Consider the following 17,526-nt stretch of genomic DNA (forward strand, 5'->3'; position numbering starts at 1 on the left):
CGTAGGGGAATATTTAAATAGTGATAAATATTCCCCTATTTTGTACACTTATTAGATAAAAAGTCTATATTTGTGCTCATTAATTAGTGCTATACAAAATCTTTATTTACCATGAATGGAAAAAAACTTACTGTAAGAATGATGTTGGCAGCGTTCGCCTGTGCTGCCTGCTTGAGTGCTCAAGCACAAGACAAGAAACAAGAGTTTGTCATGCCTACCGGTTATGCAGGAATCACGCATGAAATGTCTGAGTTTTATGAACCTGTTCCGCCCGTTGTTACTCCGGGTACCGAATTGAAAGGTGGTGGTTTTACTGCTCCGTCGGATGCTGTTGTTTTGTTTGACGGAAAAGATCTTTCCCAATGGGAAAGTGTGAAAGGTGGACCGGCCGAATGGGATGTACACGACGGTGTCTTCACGGTTAATAAGAAAAAAGGAGATATTCAGACAAAGCAGAAGTTTGATAGCTTCCAGCTGCATATTGAATGGTGTGTTCCGGAAAACATCACGGGCGAAAGCCAGTTGAGAGGAAATAGTGGTGTCTTTTTGCAAGGTTTGTATGAAGTTCAGATTCTGGACTGCTACAACAATCCTACTTATGTGAACGGTCAGACGGGAAGTATTTATAAACAGTCGATTCCGCTGGCCAATGCCATGCGTAAACCGGGTGAATGGAACGTATACGATATTATCTACAACGCCCCGACTTTCAAGAAAGACGGCAGTTATCGGACACATCCGACGGTAACGGTTATTCATAACGGTGTTGTGCTGCAAAACAATACAACTATTTTGGGAACGACTGAATGGATTGGTTTCCCACAGGTTAAGGCACACGGTGCCGGCCCGATCATCCTGCAAAGCCATGGCGATCCGAGCGAACCGATCAGTTTCCGGAATATCTGGATTCGCGAATTATAAGGAAAATCTAACTTTAGGATAAGACAGTAAAGAAAAGAAGGCACAAATGGGCTGCTGTAAAGGTGAGCCTGTTTGTGCCTTTTGTGTGTCTCTGCCAGGATTGAAGCAGTTACTTCGTAAAAGCTCTGGTTACGGGTATGGTTTCTGCGATATATTTTATAACTTTGCAGGCTGAATGACAAGAATAATACAATAAATAGAATATAAAATGGCAAAAGAACTGAAAGAACTGACTCCGAGAAGTGAAAATTATTCACAGTGGTATCAGGATTTGGTAATCAAGGCCGACTTGGCTGAAAACTCTGCAGTACGCGGTTGTATGGTCATCAAGCCTTATGGGTATGCAATCTGGGAAAAGATGCAGCGTATCCTGGATGATAAATTCAAAGAAACAGGACATGTGAATGCTTACTTCCCGTTGTTGATCCCGAAATCATTTTTGAGCAAGGAAGCCGAACACGTAGAAGGTTTCGCAAAAGAATGTGCTGTGGTTACTCACTATCGTCTGAAAACCAACCATGACGGAACAGGTGTAGTGGTTGATCCGGAAGCCAAACTGGAAGAAGAACTGATTATCCGTCCGACTTCAGAAACAATTATCTGGAATACCTATCGTAACTGGATTCAGTCTTATCGTGATCTGCCTATTTTGTGTAACCAGTGGGCTAATGTGATGCGTTGGGAAATGCGTACTCGTCTGTTCTTGCGTACAGCCGAATTCTTGTGGCAGGAAGGACATACCGCTCACGCTACCCGCGAAGAAGCAGAAATAGAAGCCAAGAAGATGCAAGGTGTCTATGCTGATTTTGCCGAGAATTATATGGCTATGCCGGTGATCCGTGGTGTTAAATCAGAAAGCGAACGTTTTGCTGGAGCTTTGGATACTTATACCATCGAAGCAATGATGCAAGACGGAAAGGCTTTGCAGGCTGGTACTTCTCATTTCTTGGGACAGAACTTCGGAAAGGCTTTTGATGTGACTTTCGTAGATAAGGAAGGTAAGACTGATTATGCCTGGGCAACTTCATGGGGTGTTTCTACACGTCTGATCGGTGCCTTGATCATGTCTCACTCTGATGATAATGGTTTGGTATTGCCTCCGCATCTGGCTCCGATCCAGGTAGTTATTATTCCGATTTATCGTAGCGAAGAACAGTTGAATCAGATCCGTCAGAAAGTAGATGGTATCGTGGCTAACTTGAAGAAGCTGGGTATCTCTGTTAAGTTTGACGATGCCGACAATCGTAAGCCGGGATGGAAGTTTGCCAATTATGAATTGAAGGGTGTTCCGGTACGTTTGGCTATGGGTGGTCGTGATTTGGAAAACAATACGATCGAAGTCATGCGTCGTGATACACTGGAAAAAGAAACGATCTCTTGCGATGGCATAGAAACTTATGTACAGAACTTGCTGGAAGAAATCCAGAAGAATATCTTCCAGAAGGCGTTGAAGCGTCGTGAAGAACGGACTATTACGGTTGATTCGTATGATGAGTTCAAGGAAAAGATCGAACAGGGATACTTTATCATGGCTCATTGGGACGGAACTCCGGAAACAGAAGAACTGATCAAGAACGAAACCAAGGCAACCATCCGTTGTCTGCCTTTGGAAGGTGATATGACTCCGGGTAAATGTATGGTAACCGGAAAACCTTCTGCCCGCCGCGTTTTGTTCGCACGCGCTTATTAATGTAGTCAGTCAATCGACTTCTATAAAACCAAACAGCCTGTGAAACTTATCATCAAGATGGTTTCACAGGCTGTTCTGTTATTCAGTTGTATGGATTATTCCCGGATGGTTATAGGCTGGGAAATGTCTGTTCGGCTTCTTGCATGCAGCGTTCGATGTCTGCGCGCGTACCGGCAAAAGGTCCCATGGCTTCAATCTTCAGGGTCGAAATGGCTGCCGCAAAACGTCCGGCTTCATCGATACTCTTGTTTTTGGCACGGCAGTACAGATAACCGGTCATATACGTATCGCCGCAACCTGTCGCGTCTACAATTTCTGTCGGTTTATAGGCTGGAATAAGATGGAACTGTTCTCCGTCGTAGATAACCGATCCATTACTACCCAATGTCAGCAACACTTCTTTGACGCCCCAGCTATGAAGCTCCTTGGCTGCTTTTTCAACGTCGTTGTATCCGGTAAGCGAATACATTTCCTGCTCGTTGGCTTTCAGGAAAGTGGCATACTTCAGGAATTCATGTTTCTGTTGCCAGTCAACGGCAAACACATCTGTTCCGCGCACCTCGCGTAAATACCCTTGTGAATCAATAGACAGTTTTCCTTTTCCTGACAGATATTTCACTACTTCAAGCGAAAAGTCATCGGCCAGCAAACTTCCCAAATGGAAAATATGGGCTTCGATGTTTTGCAGATAATCTACGGTGAACGGATCTGCTTTGGCTAAAACACGCTGTGTGCGATTATCTTGATTTTCTCCATAGATATTCTCGAAATAAACAGATTGGCGGCTAGGCATTACCTCGACTTGCAAACCCAATCGGCGCATTTCATCAACCACATGCATATCCTCTTCTCCCAAAGCCGTGATTAGGGCATAATCAATGTCGTCAAATTGTTTGATGGCATGAGAAAAATAAAATGATGTACCACCGGGCATGTGCGCTGTTCTTTTGGGAGTGACAATCTTGTCGTGCGTAATGTGCCCGATGCAGCAAAGTTCGTGTGTATTCATTTTGTCATATTTATTACATAGACGCAAAAGTAGAAAAAGAATTATAAACGACAAAAAAAGAGGGCGTTTCTCAACGTCCTCTTTCCCCTTTAAGAAACAAAACAATCGATAAAACAACTATTATAATCTCTGTTGGTCACGCTGAATATGCAGGGGAATTTCCTTGAAACTATTTAGGTAAAACATAATATTTCCCTTATCCAACGACGATTTACCTTATCTTTTAATTTTGCGACATCCGTCAAAAAGCTTTTCCATATATATCGAAAAGCTTTTCGATAACTGTGCTAAAGCTTTTCGACATCTGTCAAAAATATAAAAAGCCGGTAGTTTCGGACAACGAGGTTATAATATATTAGCGAATAAATAATAGTTCTCTGTATTTCGGTAAAGTCCAGATCTGATCGTCGACCGTCAATTCCAGCTTGTCGATATGGTAACGGATGGCTTCCATCAGCGGAACGATGTTGTCGTGATAGGCAATTGCTTTTTCCCGTTCCTCCTGAATTTTGTTGGCTACCTTCCGTTTTTCGATCATCTCGTCCACCTTTTCTTTGATAAAGATGGTATGATCAGCTATTTCTTCAATGATTTCCATGTTTTTGGAAGAAAGATGAGCGGCTTTCTCGGCCGGGAAAAGTTCTTTCATCTTATATACATTGTCGATCAGTGAAGACTGATATTTGATAGCCATCGGGATAATATGATTCATGGCCAGATCGCCCAATACACGTGCTTCGATCTGAATCTTCTTGGTGTACATTTCCCATTTTACTTCGTTGCGGGCAATCAGTTCTTTCCGGTTCATGACACCTGTTGATTCGAACATGTGGATGCTGCTTTCTTTCAGATAAGCATCGAAGATACGGGGAACGCTGGTTTCGCAATCCAGTCCGCGACGGGCAGCTTCTTCTTTCCATTCGTCGCTGTATCCGTTGCCGTCGAAGTGGATAGCCTTACAAGCCTTGGCTTCCTGGCGCAGTACTTCAATGATGGCGGCAAACTTATCCAATCCGGATGCAATCTTGGCATCAACCGCTGTCTTAAAGTTCTTCAACTGTTCGGCAACCGCTGCATTTAAGACCAGCATGGCTGAAGCACAGTTAGCTGATGAACCCACGGCACGGAACTCAAAACGGTTTCCGGTGAAAGCGAAAGGAGAAGTACGGTTACGATCCGTATTATCGATCAACAATTCAGGAATACGGGCGATGTCTAGCTTCATTCCTTGTTTTCCGGCCAGGATAAAGTCTTCGGTATCGCTGTTTTCCAAGTGTTCCAGTACAGCAGAAAGCTGTGAACCTAAGAAACAAGAGATGATGGCTGGCGGTGCTTCATTGGCTCCCAGACGATGGGCGTTGGTTGCCGACGAGATGCTGGCTTTCAGCAAGGCATTATGTGTATGGACGGCCTTCAGTACATTGACAACGAACGTAACAAATCGCAGATTCTCTTCAGCCGTTTTGCCCGGAGCCATCAGTAAAGTGCCTGTATCGGTTCCTAACGACCAATTGTTGTGCTTGCCGGAACCATTGACTCCCTTGAATGGCTTTTCATGCAAGAGGACACGGAAACCATGCTTGCGGGCAATGTTTCTCATCAGCGCCATGACCAGCAGGTTATGATCGTTTGCCAAGTTGCACTCTTCGAAGACTGGAGCCAATTCGAACTGGTTCGGAGCCACTTCGTTGTGGCGAGTCTTCAAAGGAATACCCAGTTTGAGAGATTCGATTTCCAGTTCCTTCATGAACTCAAGAACGCGCGGAGGAATCGCACCGAAGTAGTGATCTTCCAATTGCTGGTTCTTCGAGCTTTCATGTCCCATCAAAGTACGTCCCGTCATTAATAAGTCCGGACGAGCTGCATACAGACCTTCATCCACCAGAAAATATTCCTGTTCCCAACCCAAGTATGAGTACACCTTTTTCACCTTCGGATCAAAGTAATGGCATACATCGACAGCCGCCTTGTTGACAGCCTCCAGCGACTTCAGCAAAGGAGTTTTATAGTCGAGTGATTCGCCGGTGTAAGCGATAAAGATGGTAGGAATACACAAAGTATCGCCCACAATGAATGCCGGAGAAGACGGATCCCAGGCTGAATAACCACGTGCTTCGAAGGTATTTCGGATTCCTCCATTCGGAAAGCTCGAAGCATCCGGTTCCTGCTGGATGAGTAATTTCCCGTCGAATTCTTCAATGACGCCGCCTTTTCCGTCGGGAGTGATGAAAGCGTCGTGTTTTTCGGCCGTTCCTTCTGTCAGCGGATGAAACCAGTGGGTGTAATGAGTAACTCCTTTTTCAAGTGCCCAGCGTTTCATGCCGGCAGCTACAGCATTGGCTGTTTCACGATCGAGAGGAGTGTTATTGTCGATACAGTCGGTTAGTTTTTCGTACACTTTCTCAGGCAGATACTTAAACATCTTCTCTCGGTTGAAAACCAGCGAACCGAAATACTCAGAAGGTTTTTCGGCAGGTTCGGTAACCGCTATCGTCTTCTTTTCGAAGGCCGATTCCACAACTTTAAATCTTAATTTAGACATAATACCTAATTATTAAATGGTTATTTTTTGTTCTTCATTGGAAAAGATGCCGATAGCGTGTGTTATTCAGCAAGTGTTGCCTGACAAACTGGGATAATAAATAAAAACATTTTATATATGTACTGGTTAAAGTAGGGTTTGAATAAACAACACGTCTATCGCATCTTTCTATTATCTCATCCAGTGTTGGATTCGTTGGATCGCTTCGATGGTATCGTCATGATCGCCGAAGGCTGTCAAACGGAGATAGCCTTCTCCGCTTGGTCCGAATCCGACACCGGGTGTGCTGACAATAAATACTTCATAAAGTAATTTCTCAAAGAACTTCCACGATGATAAGCCATCGGGAGTTTTTACCCACAAGTAAGGAGCATTCGTGCCCCCATAAACTTGCAGGCCGCAGGCTTCAAGTCCTTCTTTCATCAACTTGGCATTATTCATATAATAGTTGATGGTTTGGCGAATTTGCTTTTTGCCTTCAGGACTATATACCGCTTCTGCACCGCGTTGCGTTATATAACTGGTTCCATTGAACTTCGTACATTGGCGCCGGTGCCATAATTTATTCAGAAATACCCGTTCGCCTTTCAAGGTTGTTGCGCTTACTTCTTTTGGAATAACCGTGTATCCGCAACGCACACCTGTGAAACCAGCCGTTTTCGAGAAACTCCTGAATTCGATAGCTACTTTTTTCGCCCCTTTGATCTCATAGATGGAATGCGGAATATTAGGATCCTGAATGTATGCCTCATAAGCAGAGTCGTACATGATAATGGCATCGTTGGCCAAAGCATAATTGACCCATTTCTTCAGTTCTTCTTTGGTCAATGTTGTTCCTGTCGGGTTGTTGGGATAACACAGATAAATGATATCCACACGCCGGGAAGGCAATTCCGGTACAAACTGATTCTCGGCTGTACAAGGAATATATACCACATCGCTCCAGATACCATTTTCCCAGATTCCTGTTCTTCCTGACATGACATTCGAGTCGATATATACCGGATAAACCGGATCAGTCACACCGATACTATTGTCGTGACGAAGTAAATCTCCAATATTTCCGCAATCACTTTTGGCTCCGTCGCTGATGAATACTTCGCTGGGCTCTAATGAAACACCGATGCTTTCATAATCATTCTTGATGATGGCATCAATCAGAAAAGGATAACCTTGTTCTGGTCCGTATCCATGAAATGTTTCCTTCGAAGCCATTTCATTGACAGCCTTGTGCATGGCTTCAATAACAGCCGGAGCCAGCGGTTGGGTTACATCACCGATTCCCATTCGGATAATTTTCTGTTTCGGATGCGTGATTTTGAAGCTGTTGACTTTCTTCGCAATGTCCGAAAACAGATAATTACTTTGTAATTTCAGAAAATGTTCATTCACTAATGCCATAATTCGATTGTTTTATTGTTTTGTTTGTTGTTCTTAAAGTTTAATGCTTCCTTCAAATACAGTCACGGCGTTACCCGTCATATATACATGATTGTCTGTCGGATTCCATTCAATCGTTAATGTTCCGCCATCCATCTGGATTTGTATTTTATCACCTTTCTGGGCCCGTCCATGTGCTATTAAAGCGACTGCAGAAGCGCAGGCTCCGGTACCACAGGCTTGGGTAATTCCCGAACCGCGTTCCCATACTCGCATTCGGGCATTTCCTTCAGAAAGAAATTGTACAAACTCAATATTGGCCCGGTCCGGAAAATAAGGATGATGTTCGAGCAACGGCCCTGTAACAGGAAGGTTGGCTTGCTTTATATCCTCCACAAAAGTTACGAAGTGAGGATTTCCCATGGAAACGAATGTACCTGTAAATGTTCCGTTCGGACAAGACAGGTTTAAAGACTCTTCCAGGATATCAGGACATCCCATATCAACTGTAACTTCCTTGACTGCTCCATTTTTGACATGCAATTCAAGATGCTTGATACCGGATAAAGTTTCCAATGAGATCTGCTTCTTCTGTGTCAGCTTTTTATCATATAGATATTTACCAATACATCGAGAAGCATTTCCGCACATTTTAGCTTCCGAACCGTCAGCATTGAAGATTCGCATGCTGAAATCAGCTATATGAGACGGACCAATTAGAACCAAACCGTCAGATCCGATTCCGGTATGGTAAGTGCTCCATTGAATAGCTAATTCTTTCGGATTTGTGACAGGTTGATTAATTGTATTTACATATATATAATCGTTACCTGCTCCTTGCATCTTTGTGAATTGGATTGTCATTTTGTATTGTATTTCGTTGTTTGTTTAACTATATGTTTTATTTTTCCGCAAATATATATCGTTTATATAACAAATAAAGCCGTTTATATGTTTATTCTGAATTTATTTTTACGAAGTTATAATCTGATATGCAAACAAAGTGTTTTGCTTACGTTTATTTACTAATTAAACAATAATACTATTAAATTAAAACATCTAAACTTTCTCTACAAAGAAAAAAGTAAATAATTTGTCGATTTATTTGACTATATGAAAGCATTATCTATTTTTGCAAAACAATTTGATATAAATAAATGACAAATGAAAAACAATAGATAAATATATGAAGCGAGTAGATGAATTATTGAAAAGTAAAAGAGGATTGTATGATCCTGCCAACGAACATGATGCTTGTGGTGTTGGTATGTTAGTGGATATTCATGGACGCAAATCTCATTCCATCGTTGATTCGGCTCTGACGGTCTTGGAAAATATGAGACACCGTGGTGCTGAGGGAGCTGATAATAAAACGGGAGATGGTGCCGGGATTTTAGTACAGATTCCTCATGAATTTATTTTATTACAAGGTATTCCGGTTCCGGAAAAAGGACATTATGGAACAGGACTGGTCTTTTTACCGAAAGATCAGGCAGCGCAAAAGGCTTTTCTGCAGATTATTCAGGAAGAAGTGGAAGCAAAAGGGCTCACCATTTTGTGTCTCCGGGATGTTCCTGTCTGTTCAGAAATTCTAGGCAAAGATGCTTTGGCTACAGAACCTGCGATTAAACAGTTGTTTATTGTAGGAGAGGAAGATCAGCAAGAATTGGAATTAAAACTCTATGGGGTACGCAAACGGATAGAAAAGCGGATTGCTTCCTCTTCGTTGGTAGAGAAGAAAGATTTCTATGTAGTATCCTTGTCAACACGTAGCCTTATATATAAAGGTATGTTGGAATCCATGCAACTGCGTAAATATTTCCCGGATTTAACGAACGAATATTTTACAAGTGCACTGGCATTAGTTCATTCCCGCTTCAGTACGAATACATTTCCTACTTGGAGTTTGGCTCAACCTTTCCGTTTGTTGGCTCATAATGGTGAAATAAATACGATACGGGGAAACCGGGCTTGGATGGCTGCCCGTGAAAGTGTTCTTTCATCTTCCAGATTACCTGATATGGAAGCCTTGGATCCGATTATACAACCGAATATGAGCGATAGCGCTTCATTAGACAATGTGTTGGAATTTTTATTGGCATCAGGTTTGAGTTTGCCTCATGCGATGGCTATGCTGGTTCCGGAAAGTTTCAATGAGAAAAATCCGATATCTGATGATCTGAAAGCCTTTTATGAATATCATTCTATTTTGATGGAACCTTGGGACGGACCGGCAGCCTTATTGTTCAGTGATGGTCGTTATGCCGGTGGTATGCTTGACCGGAATGGTTTGCGTCCGGCCCGATATCTGGTAACGAAGAAGGGTTGGGTTCTTGTGGCTTCGGAAGTTGGTGTATTGGATATACAGCCGGAGGAAATTCAGGAAAAAGGACGATTACAGCCCGGTAAAATCTTATTGATTGACACAGAAACTGGAAAGATTTGTCGTGACCAGGAATTGAAACAACAGTTGGCCGATGCTCATCCATATCGGAAATGGATTCAAGACAATTGTATTGAGCTGGATGAGCTGAAATCAGGAAGAAAAGTAACCAGTCGTGTGGATGACTTTGATTGCAAATTGCGTGTGTTCGGTTATTCCAGAGAAGATATTGACCGTATCATGGTTCCTATGTGTACTGGTGGAGCCGAACCGGTTGGCTCGATGGGAAATGATACACCGTTAGCAGTTCTATCTACTCGTCCGCATCTTTTGTATGATTACTTTCGTCAGCAGTTTGCCCAGGTAACCAATCCGCCAATTGATCCGATTCGGGAAGCTTTAGTAATGAGTTTGGTTGAATATATTGGGGCTGTCGGTAATCATATTCTGGCTCCGAATGAGTCGCATTGTAAAATGGTGCGTCTTCAATGTCCGATTCTGACCAACACCCAATTGGATATCTTATGTAATATTCGTTATAAAGGATTCAAGACGGTTAAACTTCCGATGTTATTTGATGCTTCGCAGGGAGAAGCAGGCCTGCGAGAGGCATTGGATCGTTTGTGCAAGGAGGCTGCTCGCGCTGTTTCTGAAGGAGCGAATTATTTGGTATTGACAGATAGAAATGTGGATGCATCGATGGCTGTTATTCCATCTGTACTGGCAGTAAGTGCTGTTCACCATTATTTGATTTCAGTAAAGAAACGTGTTCAGACAGCGTTGGTGGTAGAAACAGGAGAAATGCGTGAGGTGATGCATGCCGCTCTGCTGTTAGGTTTTGGAGCCAGTGCTGTGAATCCCTATATGGCTTTTGCTATCTTGGAAGATCTGGTAGTCAAGCAAGCAGTTCAGTTGAATTATGAAACGGCAGAAAAGAATTATGTTAAGTCTTTATGCAAAGGATTGTTGAAGGTTTTAAGTAAGATGGGTATCAGCACCATCCGTAGTTATCGGGGAGCGAAGTTGTTTGAAGCGATTGGTCTCAGTGAAGATCTGGTAGAAACCTACTTTGGTAGTATATCCAGCAAAGTGGGTGGAATTGGTTTAGCAGAAATTGCCAGAGATGCAGTACAAATGCACAAGGCTGGGTATAAAGAAGATTTGTCTGAAGTGCTGGAGCATAAAGGTATCTATTCATATCGGAAAGATGGAGAAAAGCATGCTTGGAATCCGGAGACTATATCTACCTTACAACTGGCTACTCGTTTGGGAAGTTATAAAAAATTCAAGGAATATACGAAGCTGGTAGACGAGAAGGAAGAACCTCTTTTCTTACGGGATTTCCTGGACTTCAAGCGTCAGTCTCCGGTTCCTTTGGAAGAAGTTGAGCCTGCTTCGGAGATCATGAAGCGATTTGTAACAGGAGCAATGAGTTTCGGTTCTATTAGCAAGGAAGCGCATGAAACGATGGCGATGGCCATGAATAAGATTCATGGACGAAGCAATACCGGAGAAGGCGGTGAGGATGCCGGACGTTTTACGGAGAAAATAGACGGATTATCATTACGTTCGGCTATCAAACAGGTGGCATCCGGCCGTTTCGGTGTGACAACCAATTATCTGGTGAATGCGGATGAAATACAAATTAAGGTAGCTCAAGGTGCAAAACCTGGTGAAGGTGGTCAGTTGCCAGGTTATAAAGTGAATGATATAATTGCTAAAACCCGCCATTCGATTCCAGGGATCTCGTTGATTTCTCCTCCACCTCATCACGATATTTATTCGATAGAAGATTTAGCACAGTTGATATTCGATTTGAGAAATGTAAATCCGAAGGCAGAGATTAGCGTGAAACTGGTATCGGAGAGTGGCGTTGGGACGATTGCTGCCGGTGTGGCGAAAGCGAAAGCAGACCGGATTGTGATCTCTGGAGCAGAAGGAGGAACGGGCGCATCTCCCATGAGTTCCATTCGTTATGCAGGACTTCCTCCGGAGATTGGTTTGGCTGAAACACAGCAGACGCTGGTCTTGAATAACCTGCGTGGACAAGTTCGTTTGCAAACGGATGGCCAGTTGAAGACCGGACGTGATATCTTGCTGATGGCATTGTTGGGTGCTGAAGAATTTGGCTTTGCCACATCGGCATTGATTGTCTTAGGTTGTGTGATGATGCGTAAATGCCACATGAATACTTGTCCGGTAGGTGTGGCAACGCAAGACGAAACTTTGCGGAAACGTTTCCACGGAAGATATGAGTATTTGGTAAATTTCTTTACTTTCTTGGCAGAAGAAGTACGCGAATATCTGGCTGAGATGGGATTCCGGAAGTTGGATGAGGTAATCGGTCGGACGGATTTACTGGTTCGTAAACCGAGTGACGGTGTACATAAACATGATTTATTGGATTTCTCGCGGATTTTATATTTCCCGACAGCTTTTCAGGACAGGGCTTTATATCATGTTGCGGATTCTTTGCATGAAATGGGAGCTGTAAAAGATTTACAGCTTATAGAGGATGCTCGTCCGGCTTTAGAAGGGAAACAGGATTTACTGCTTAGTTATCCAATTGTGAATACGGATCGTTCGGTGGGCGCGATGTTGTCTGGCGTGATTGCACAGCAATATGGCGAAACCGGATTGCCTGAGCAAGCCTTGAAAATCCGTTTCAAAGGTTCTGCCGGACAGAGTTTCGGCGCTTTCCTTGTACATGGTGTAGAATTTCGCTTGGAAGGAGATACGAATGATTATCTAGGTAAAGGATTGAGTGGCGGTCGTATCGTGGTAGTTCCACCAGTACGTGCGGATTTCAAGCCGGAAGAGAATATCATTGCAGGAAATACATTGCTGTATGGGGCTACGAGTGGAGAAGTCTATCTGAACGGTCGGGCTGGCGAACGTTTCTGTGTCCGTAATTCGGGAGCTGTGGCTGTCGTAGAAGGAGTAGGTGACCATTGCTGTGAGTATATGACGGGAGGACGTGTAGTGGTATTGGGACCGACCGGCCGTAATTTCGCCGCTGGTATGAGTGGCGGTGTGGCTTATGTATGGAATCCGTCAGGAAACTTCGATTTCTATTGCAATATGGAAATGGTAGAGCTTTCGTTGGTGGAAGACACACGCTCTCGTAAAGAACTGCATGAGTTAATCCGCAAGCATTATCATTATACAGGAAGTCCGTTGGCAGGACAGATGTTAGACCATTGGGATCGTTATGTTGAGGAGTTTATTGAGGTGGTTCCAATTGAATACAAGAAAGTCCTTCAAGAAGAACAGATGAAGAAGTGGCAACAGAAGATAGCTGCTATGCAAAGAGATTATTGATCATGTTTTATTATTGAACTTCAAATAAGCTATAAATATGGGAGATCCAAGAGCATTCCTAACGATACACCGCAAAGAAGCGGGATATAGACCGGTTCATGAACGAATCGACGATTTTAGTGAAGTAGAACAGACTTTAAGTACAGGTGACCGTCGCATACAGGCGTCGCGCTGTATGGATTGTGGGGTTCCGTTTTGCCATTGGGCTTGTCCGTTGGGCAATAAGCAGCCGGAGTGGCAGGATATGTTATATAAAGGACAATGGTTGGAAGCTTATCAGGTATTGTCAACCACGTGCGACTTTCCGGAATTTACGGGTCGTGTATGTCCGGCCTTGTGTGAGAAAAGTTGTGTCTTGAAACTGAGTTGTGACGAACCTGTGACGATCCGAGAGAATGAGGCCGCTATTGTCGAAGCTGCTTTCCGTGAAGGATATATTCGTCCTGTACAGCCTCGTCGCAATGGTAAGCGGGTGGCTGTTGTTGGAAGTGGTCCGGCTGGTTTGGTAGCGGCTAATCGTCTGAATCGAAAAGGTTATGAAGTGACTGTGTTTGAAAAGCATGAGAAACCCGGCGGCTTGCTCCGCTTCGGAATTCCGAATTTCAAGTTGGGAAAGAATGTCATCGACCGTCGTATCCATCTGCTGGAAGAAGAAGGAATTATTTTTCGTACGGGTATTTGTGTCGGAAAAGATATCTCAGCTCGTGAGTTGATTGATCAGTTTGATGCGGTGTGCCTGGCAATCGGTGCTGAGGAGCCTCGTGATCTGCCGGTTGAGGGACGTTCACTCCAGGGTGTTCATTTCGCTCTGGATTTATTGGCTAATCAGAATCGTTTGCTTGAAGGTATTCCGGTACCTGAAGAGGCGCGTATTTCCTGCCAGGGAAAACGGGTGCTGATAATTGGTGGAGGTGATACGGGAAGCGATTGCGTGGGAACTGCCAACCGTCATCATGCGGCGCAGGTGACACAAATCGAGATCATGCCTAAACCGCCCGTAGGTTATAATCCGGCAACACCTTGGCCCATGTATCCGCAGGTGTTGAAGACCAGTAGCAGTCATGAAGAAGGTTGTGTACGTCGGTGGAACCTGGCTACAAATCGCTTTATGGGCGAAAACGGAGTAGTAAAAGCTGTCGAGGTGGAAGAAGTGGAATGGATTCCGGCTGAAGGTGGCGGACGTCCGCAAATGCATAAGACGGGTCGGAAAGAAATCATCGAAGCCGACTTGGTGTTCTTGGCAATGGGTTTTGTACATCCCGTACAAGAAGGGCTACTTACCGAACTGGCGTTGTCGGTTGACGGACGGCAGAATATAGCCGTTGATGTCAGACAGAAAACCTCAGCCGAGAAAGTCTTTGCCTGCGGTGATGCCGTAAGCGGGGCTAGCTTGGTGGTCAAAGCAATGGCTTCGGGAAAGAAGGCGGCGGCTGAAATAGACTGTTTCTTGTCGGGGAAGAGATCTATCCCGTCGGAATAATCCCTTTTTAGCTATTTGGGGATATATTTTGTTGGTATATATCCCTTGAAAAGTTTTTGGGGATATACTCTGTCGGTATATATCCTTTAAAAAGTATTTAGGGATATACGCTGTCAGTGTATATCCTTTGAAAAGTATTTAGGGATATATTCTGTCAGTATATATCCTTTAAAAAGATCTTTGGGATATATACTGTCGGTATATATTCTACAAAAAGTAAAAAAGAAGATAATTATTGAAGAAAATAAAGAAAGGAAAACAATATGTGTGGTATTACAGCTATATTTAACATTCATGAGGGCGCAGAAGAGATGCGCCGCCAAGCGTTGATCATGAGTAAACGGATCCGTCATCGCGGACCGGACTGGAGTGGTATTTATCAGGGAAAATCGGCTATTCTGGCTCATGAGCGTCTTTCTATTGTTGATCCGGCTTCCGGTGGCCAGCCTTTAAAGAGTAAGGACGGTAAACTGATCCTTACGGTGAATGGCGAAATCTACAATCATCAGGAGATTCGGGAAGCGTTGAAAGGTGAATATGAGTTTCAGACAGGATCGGATTGTGAGGTTATTCTAGCTTTATACCGGAAAAAAGGTGTCAATTTTCTGGATGATTTGAATGGTATTTTCGCCTTTGCCCTTTATGACGAAGAGAAAGATGTTTTCCTCATCGCCCGTGATCCAATCGGGGTAATTCCCTTGTATATTGGTTACGACGACGCAGGTCATCTGTTGGTCTCTTCTGAATTGAAAGGATTGGAAGGCTATGCGTCGCATTATGAGCAGTTTTTGCCTGGTCATTATTACTATAGTAAAGACAGAGAACTGACACGTTGGTACGTGCGTGACTGGATGACTTATGATGCCGTGAAAGATAATCCGGCTTCAGTAGAAGAGCTGCATGATGCACTGGAAGCCGCTGTAAAACGCCAGCTGATGTGTGACGTTCCTTACGGTGTATTGCTTTCGGGTGGTTTGGATTCGTCCATTACTTCGGCAGTAGCAAAGAAATTCTCTGCCAAACGAGTGGAAACCGGAAGTCAGGCTGATGCTTGGTGGCCACAATTACACTCTTTTGCCGTAGGTTTGAAAGGAGCTCCTGATTTAGCAGCAGCCCGAAAGGTAGCAGAGGCAATTGGTACTGTTCACCATGAGATTAATTATACGATACAGGAAGGTCTGGATGCTATTCGGGATGTGATATATTATATCGAAACGTATGATGTCACTACCGTACGGGCATCAACGCCAATGTATCTATTGGCGCGCGTCATCAAGAGTATGGGAATTAAAATGGTCCTGAGCGGCGAAGGTGCTGACGAAGTATTTGGTGGTTATTTATATTTCCATAAAGCCCCTGATGCAAAGGCCTTCCATGAAGAAACTGTCCGTAAGTTAAGTAAGCTCTATCTGTATGACTGTTTGCGTGCGAACAAAAGTCTTTGTGCCTGGGGTGTGGAAGGGCGTGTTCCTTTCCTGGATAAAGAATTCTTGGATGTTGCCATGCGATTGAATCCTGCAGCCAAGATGTGTCCGGGCAAGACGATTGAAAAGAAAATTCTACGCGAAGCATTCCAAGGCATGCTGCCTGACGAAATCTTATGGCGGCAAAAGGAACAATTCTCAGACGGCGTTGGTTACAGTTGGATTGATACCTTGAAGAAGATCACTTCTGAAGCTGTTACCGATGAGATGATGGCTCATGCAGCTGAGCGTTTCCCGATTAATACACCGATGAATAAAGAAGAATATTATTATCGTTCTATCTTTGAAGAACATTTCCCGAGTGAGAGTGCAGCACGGTCTGTTCCTTCTGTACCGAGTGTTGCTTGTTCAACAGCCGAAGCTTTGGCTTGGGATGCTTCATTCAAGAATATGAATGATCCGAGTGGGCGTGCGGTGCGTGATGTACACGAAGCTGCCTATTAAATGACAATATAGATCGAATCTGATCAGGAGAAGCAATACGTTGCTGGTAAAAAATCAAACGAAAGTAAAATCGTTTGGAGAAAATATTCCATAAATAAGTTATCTTTGCAAAAAAGTTAAAATATATATGGAGAACCAGAAAGAACGTATTTCTTCTCCTTTTTGTCCTTATGTGTCAGTTGACTGCGTTTTGTTAGGGATCAACGAGGATAAACTTTCGGTTCTATTGGTAGAACGGAAGTTATTAGAAAATAATGCGGTGGGTTATAAGCTGCCGGGAAGTTTGATATATGAGACGGAAGAGTTGGACGATGCAGCTCTTCGTGTAATGAAAGAGGCTGTCGGATATACACAAATGTCGTTGAGGCAATTCCATACTTTCGGATCAGTTGCCCGTACAGCCAATAAAGAGGATATTTTGTGGCTCGAGAAAGAGTCGCATACCAAGGTAACGAGAATTGTAACCGTTGTATATCTTGCGTTAAGCAAGAAGGGTAAAACGGTCAATAACTTGGATAAGAACGAAACAATGCGTTGGTTCCCGGTGGAAGATTTGCCGGATCTGCCTTTCGACCATAAGTCGATTGTAGAGGAATCTGTGAACGAGATCCGGAATTGGGTAGAACGTGAACCTGCCATTATCTATGAATACCTGCCATCCAAGTTTACTGCTTTCCAATTACGTCGGACATACGAAATCATTTATAATAAGAAGTTCGATGTCCGGAATTTCCAGAAAAAGATGAACCTGTTAGGATATATTGTACCTACGGATGAAATGGAAGTAGGTGTGCCTCATCGGGCTGCCCGTTATTATCGTTTTAACAAAGTGAAGTATAACAAGCTTCGTTCTAGCTTGAATAAATAAATGC

10 protein-coding genes are annotated in these 17,526 nt (G+C 43.6%); 6 read left to right on the forward strand and 4 right to left on the reverse strand.

Annotation, left to right across the window (positions count from 1 at the left end; translation table 11 throughout):
• Positions 1 to 111 precede the first annotated feature (111 nt).
• Both MUN53_RS07735 and proS read left to right on the forward strand, forming a co-directional pair.
• Positions 112 to 921, forward strand: a complete 810-nt coding sequence (locus tag MUN53_RS07735) for a 3-keto-disaccharide hydrolase (RefSeq protein WP_243324514.1) — start codon at positions 112 to 114, stop codon at positions 919 to 921.
• A 208-nt stretch (positions 922 to 1,129) separates the two neighbouring features.
• Positions 1,130 to 2,611 (forward strand): proline--tRNA ligase, encoded by a 1,482-nt coding sequence (gene proS / locus MUN53_RS07740; protein WP_022456388.1) that lies wholly within the window; start codon positions 1,130 to 1,132, stop codon positions 2,609 to 2,611.
• 109 nt (positions 2,612 to 2,720) lie between these two features.
• Here proS and MUN53_RS07745 read toward each other — a convergent pair whose 3' ends face one another.
• The 4 genes from MUN53_RS07745 to dapF all read right to left on the reverse strand — a co-directional run bounded on the left by MUN53_RS07745 (position 2,721) and on the right by dapF (position 8,406).
• The gene (locus MUN53_RS07745; RefSeq protein ID WP_243324517.1) at positions 2,721 to 3,620 is read right to left on the reverse strand and encodes a PfkB family carbohydrate kinase; all 900 of its coding nucleotides are present in this window, start codon (positions 3,618 to 3,620) and stop codon (positions 2,721 to 2,723) included.
• Between the two features lie 355 nt (positions 3,621 to 3,975).
• A complete protein-coding gene (locus MUN53_RS07750) occupies positions 3,976 to 6,162 on the reverse strand; it encodes a glutamine synthetase III family protein (protein WP_022456386.1) in 2,187 nt (728 codons plus the stop codon).
• Positions 6,163 to 6,333: 171 nt separating this feature from the next.
• Positions 6,334 to 7,563, reverse strand: coding sequence for an LL-diaminopimelate aminotransferase (locus tag MUN53_RS07755; RefSeq protein WP_243324519.1), 1,230 nt, complete (start codon positions 7,561 to 7,563; stop codon positions 6,334 to 6,336).
• Positions 7,564 to 7,596: 33 nt separating this feature from the next.
• Positions 7,597 to 8,406 carry a diaminopimelate epimerase gene (gene dapF, locus MUN53_RS07760; protein ID WP_243324522.1) on the reverse strand — a complete coding sequence of 270 codons (810 nt, stop codon included), beginning with the start codon at positions 8,404 to 8,406 and terminating at the stop codon, positions 7,597 to 7,599.
• Positions 8,407 to 8,728: 322 nt separating this feature from the next.
• Between dapF and gltB the strand changes: the two genes are divergently transcribed.
• The 4 genes from gltB (at position 8,729) to MUN53_RS07780 (ending at position 17,522) form a co-directional block, all read left to right on the forward strand.
• Positions 8,729 to 13,246, forward strand: coding sequence for a glutamate synthase large subunit (gene gltB / locus MUN53_RS07765; RefSeq protein ID WP_243324525.1), 4,518 nt, complete (start codon positions 8,729 to 8,731; stop codon positions 13,244 to 13,246).
• 37 nt (positions 13,247 to 13,283) lie between these two features.
• Positions 13,284 to 14,726 carry a glutamate synthase subunit beta gene (locus MUN53_RS07770; protein WP_243324526.1) on the forward strand — a complete coding sequence of 481 codons (1,443 nt, stop codon included), beginning with the start codon at positions 13,284 to 13,286 and terminating at the stop codon, positions 14,724 to 14,726.
• A gap of 263 nt (positions 14,727 to 14,989) precedes the next feature.
• Complete coding sequence (gene asnB, locus MUN53_RS07775; protein WP_243324527.1) at positions 14,990 to 16,654, forward strand: asparagine synthase B; 1,665 nt, start codon at positions 14,990 to 14,992, stop codon at positions 16,652 to 16,654.
• A gap of 127 nt (positions 16,655 to 16,781) precedes the next feature.
• A complete protein-coding gene (locus tag MUN53_RS07780; RefSeq protein WP_022456380.1) occupies positions 16,782 to 17,522 on the forward strand; it encodes an NUDIX hydrolase in 741 nt (246 codons plus the stop codon).
• The last annotated feature ends 4 nt before the right edge of the window (positions 17,523 to 17,526 follow it).

Origin of the sequence: Parabacteroides faecalis (assembly GCF_022809355.1) — a bacterium.
Classification (GTDB): domain Bacteria; phylum Bacteroidota; class Bacteroidia; order Bacteroidales; family Tannerellaceae; genus Parabacteroides; species Parabacteroides faecalis.